3 protein-coding genes are annotated in these 2,585 nt (G+C 62.2%); 1 reads left to right on the top strand and 2 read right to left on the bottom strand.

The features are described 5' to 3' along the window. On the bottom strand, nt 1-485 hold a 485-nt coding region (locus EN750_RS28570), incomplete at its 3' end, for an alpha/beta hydrolase (RefSeq protein ID WP_145967992.1). 479 nt (nt 486-964) lie between these two features. On the opposite strand from EN750_RS28570, the gene EN750_RS28565 reads away from it, so the two are divergent. Continuing rightward, nucleotides 965-1,432 (top strand): Hsp20 family protein, encoded by a 468-nt coding sequence (locus tag EN750_RS28565; protein WP_127398753.1) that lies wholly within the window; start codon nt 965-967, stop codon nt 1,430-1,432. A 72-nt stretch (nt 1,433-1,504) separates the two neighbouring features. Here the strand turns inward: EN750_RS28565 and EN750_RS28560 are convergent, their stop codons facing one another. Further along, entirely contained in the window at nt 1,505-2,554 is a 1,050-nt protein-coding gene (locus EN750_RS28560) for a low specificity L-threonine aldolase (RefSeq protein ID WP_127329363.1), read from the bottom strand. Between the last annotated feature and the right edge of the window lie 31 nt (nt 2,555-2,585).

Genomic DNA, 2,585 nt, shown 5'->3' with positions numbered 1-2,585 from the left:
GTCAGGAAGGGCGCGATCAGCACCATGCGCCGGATGCGGTTCACCATCGATGGGGCGGCAAGCAGGGTGATCAAGGCACCTGCCGAATGGGCGAGGATGTAGTACGGTCCGCGGCAATCGGGCAGCACGATCTCCTCGAAGAACTGTTCGAGGTCGGCGGTGTACTCGCGGAAGCTGCTGACGTAGCCGCGCTGGTGATCGCGGATCAGCCGGTCGGAATCGCCCTGGCCGCGCCAATCGAGCGTGGCGACGCCAAAGCCGCGATCGGCAAGGTTGCGGATGGTTTCGAAATATTTCTCGATGCACTCGTTGCGGCCGGTGAGCAGGACCACGGTGCCCTTCATCGGGCGAGCGACCGCGCCGAACAGGCCGTAGCGGATATTCTTGCGGTCACGCGTGGTGAAGAAGCCGCCGGTGGCATTTTCCGGCCGCGGATTGCCCTCGATTTCGTGAAAAAGGGAGTTTTCGGTGAAAAGATCCGTCATTCGGCGCTTCGTGCTCGGCGTCTCGCATGCCCGCCTGCGCTGGCCGGCTCCGCTAAGGTGATAGACGCCCATGCGCCAAAAGCCAAGGAATTCCCGGTGAAGGGAAGGCTGCATCAGGGAAGGCCGGAAGCCGCTTGAAAGCGTGCTTCCGGCCTCTGTCGATCCGGGAGGAAGGGACGTTACACCCGGTCGGCCTCGTTGCGGTGCCTGTTGTGCGATCGGCGCCGCCAGTCCTTGATCCTGGAATGGACTTTAGCGCCGGCTGCCTGAACGCACGCCGAAGTGCCGGTTCATCTGCCGTTCATCAAGGGTCCGGCCGCCGTGGCTTTGCCGCCAGGTGAAATCTTGAAATGCTTTCCAGCGCTCCCCAAATGTCTCGTGCGGTCGCCAATGTCGGGGCCGCTGGTCCACCCGAAATGCCGCTCAAGGGTTTCGCACCGGCCATACGCAAACCATGTTGCTCAACAGGAGAACACCTCATGCGTCACGTTGATTTTTCCCCGCTTTATCGCTCGACCGTCGGCTTCGATCGTCTGTTCACGATGCTCGATTCGCTCGCGCAGCCGGATGGCGCGCAGACCTATCCGCCCTACAACATCGAGCGCACCGGTGAGGATTCCTACCGGATCTCGATGGCGGTTGCCGGCTTCTCGGACGAGGAAATCTCGGTCGAAGCCCATCGCAACGTGCTGACCGTCAAGGGTGAGCGCAAGGACGAGGGCACCGGCGAAGGCTCCGAGCTGCTCTATCGCGGCATTGCCTCGAGGGCTTTCGAACGTCGCTTCCAGCTTGCCGACCACGTCGAGGTCGTTGGCGCCTCGCTGAAGAACGGCCTGCTCTTCGTCGACCTCAAGCGCAACATCCCCGAGGAGCTGAAGCCGCGCAAGATCGCCATTACGGCGTCTTCGGCCAAGGCCAAGCAGATCGAGGCCAAGACCGCTGCCTAAAATACAAGTCTCCTCCCGAGACGGAAGCGGCGCCGAAAGGCGCCGCTTTTTTGTTGTCGGGGAAATGCGTTATCAGGCGATCAGCTGGCCAAAACGGTCGACTTCATCGGCTGTCGTCGCAAAGCTGGTGACGAAGCGGTAGAGCAACTCGTCCTCGCCGATGTGGCCGTCAAAGCCATGCGGCTTGTGCCAGTCGTAGAAGGCGGCACCCGCGGCTTGCAGCCTCTCGGCCTCGGCTTTCTTGATCACCGCGAAAACCTCGTTCGCCTGCGGCAGCCATGCCAGCTTGGCCGTTGCCGAATCCTCGATCGCGGCGGCAAGGCGTGCGGCCATGGCGTTGGCGTGGCGGGCGGTGTCCAGCCACAATCCGTCCTTGAAATAGGCTTCGAACTGCGCCGCGACGAAGCGCGATTTCGAAAACAGCTGGGCGGCGCGCTTGCGCAGGAACGCCAATTCCCTGGCACGATCAAGATCGAACAGCACGATCGCTTCGGCGCACCAGCAGCCGTTCTTGGTGCCGCCGAAGGAGAGGATGTCGACGCCGCGTTTCCAGGTCATTTCGGCCGGTGTCGTGTCGAGTGCGACCAGCGCATTGGCAAAGCGGGCGCCATCCATGTGCAGGGGCACCGAATATTGTTTGGCGATCGCCGAGATCGTCTCGATCTCATCCAGGCCGTAGATGGTGCCGACCTCGGTCGACTGGGTGATCGAAACGGCCATCGGCCGTCCCCAATGGACAATTTCCGGTGCGAAACGGCCGATGGTCCTTTCCAGATTGTGCGGATCGATCTTGCCCAGCGCGCCATCGATCTCATGCAGGCGAGAGCCGCCGGAAAAATATACCGGCGCGCCGCATTCGTCCTCGATGACATGCGATTCGCGATGGGCAAAGGAAATGCCGCCCGGCTTGTTGTAAGCGGTGAGCGCCAGCGAGTTGGCGGCCGTGCCGGTGGCGACGAAGAACACCGCGACCTCGCGTTCGAAAATCTCACTGAAGCGCTGGTAGACTGCCCGGTCGAGCGCACCGTCGCCATAGGCGGTGGAAAAGCCGCCGGCATTGGCCGACAGGCCGGCGGCAATATTGGGATGGGCGCCTGCCCAATTGTCGGAAGCGAAGAACATGCATCTGCCTATGTCTTGGGAGGTCGGGGGG

The sequence above is a fragment of the Mesorhizobium sp. M7A.F.Ca.ET.027.03.2.1 genome (assembly GCF_003999175.1).
GTDB lineage: Bacteria > Pseudomonadota > Alphaproteobacteria > Rhizobiales > Rhizobiaceae > Mesorhizobium.
Note: the sequence above shows the minus strand (reverse complement) of the source record. Positions and strands in the feature narration are given on the sequence as shown.